This window comes from Pontibacter sp. CAU 1760 (genome assembly GCF_054482735.1).
Genome location: NZ_JBTLRL010000026.1, coordinates 1 through 1146 on the forward strand (window position 1 = coordinate 1; position 1146 = coordinate 1146).

The window sequence follows — 1146 nt, forward strand, 5'->3', positions numbered from 1 at the left end:
TTGTACCAGATGGCCAGGCGCTTGAATGCCTGCTGCTTGCTTTTGCAATGGGTAAAGACCTGGCCCAGCTCCATGGCCAGGTCATAGGCCCTGCCCAGCAGCGGATACCTGTCCAAGAGCATACCGGCTCTTTCCTTTTGGGAGGCGCTCCATCTGCTTCGGTGCTTGAAGAGCAGGTAACGGCTGCGGGCCAGCAGCTGCTTTAACGTGTCCCCGTTAGGTAGTGCTTCCGCCTCATAACGCTGCCTGCTCCTTTTCGCCTGCTCTAACCGCTGGTTTTCCTCATCCAGGGCTTGCCAGCGGTACTTGATGCGAAGCTCCTGCACCGCTTCATAAGCCAGCTTCTGGACATGGAAACGGTCAATGACCCGGCCAGCTTTGGGAAAGCAGCCTCTCACAGCCTTGGCCATGCCCGGGGCCATGTCCAGAGTCACCTCCCGGACTTTGGCTCTGGCCGCCTGGGGTATGCCTTCCAGCACTCTGATAATGTCTTCTGCCTGTGTGCCCTTGACCATCGCCACAAGCGCGCCTTTTCTGCCCTTAGCGGCTTTGTTGGTCAGGATGGTGTAGAGCTCTCCATTGGAGAGGGCTGTCTCGTCAATGCTCAGCTCTTGGCCAACGTTCTGGGGAAAGAGCATCCAGTCGGAGGCGTGCTCCCGCTGCTCCCATTGGTGAAAGCGGCTGATGTGCTCCTTGTACTGCTCCTGGAGCTGTTTGCCGTCCAGGTGGAAATAGCTGGCCAGTTGCCGGCAGCTGACGGGGTTATTATCCAAGTGCTGCTTTTAAAAAAGCCGCGAATTCCCTTGTCATTCGCGTTCCCTGTTGTACCAGTTTCCAGTCTCTGGTGATCACTTCTCCCGAGTCAGGTAAGTGCCAGCGGCGTCTTTTGATGCAGAGGGTGACCTTCTGGCCACGGATAGGGAAATCCTGCAGCTTAATCTCAGGCAGGAAACCCTTGGACTCAGAGCGCTGCCCATGGTAGGCTTCGGGGAGGATGTTCTTCTCCTCCAACTGCAGCTGCAGGCCTGCCGGACCCTGCAGGACATTTGTTAAGTCGAAGTACGCCAGAATACCTTCTGGCAAGAGACAGCTGATAAGATTGTGGTAAGGATCTTGCAAGGGAAAAGCGTGTGTGGTGAATTATAC

2 protein-coding genes are annotated in these 1146 nt (G+C 56.1%); both read right to left on the bottom strand.

Annotation, left to right across the window (positions count from 1 at the left end; all coding sequences use genetic code 11):
- A partial coding sequence (locus ACXYMU_RS20335) for an ISAon1 family transposase (protein WP_458988264.1) occupies positions 1-773 on the bottom strand: 773 nt, incomplete at its 3' end.
- Positions 766-1119: an ISAon1 family transposase N-terminal region protein gene (locus tag ACXYMU_RS20340; protein ID WP_458988265.1), complete on the bottom strand. Its 354-nt coding sequence runs from the start codon at positions 1117-1119 to the stop codon at positions 766-768. The genes ACXYMU_RS20335 and ACXYMU_RS20340, both read right to left, overlap by 8 nt.
- Positions 1120-1146: the final 27 nt, after the last annotated feature.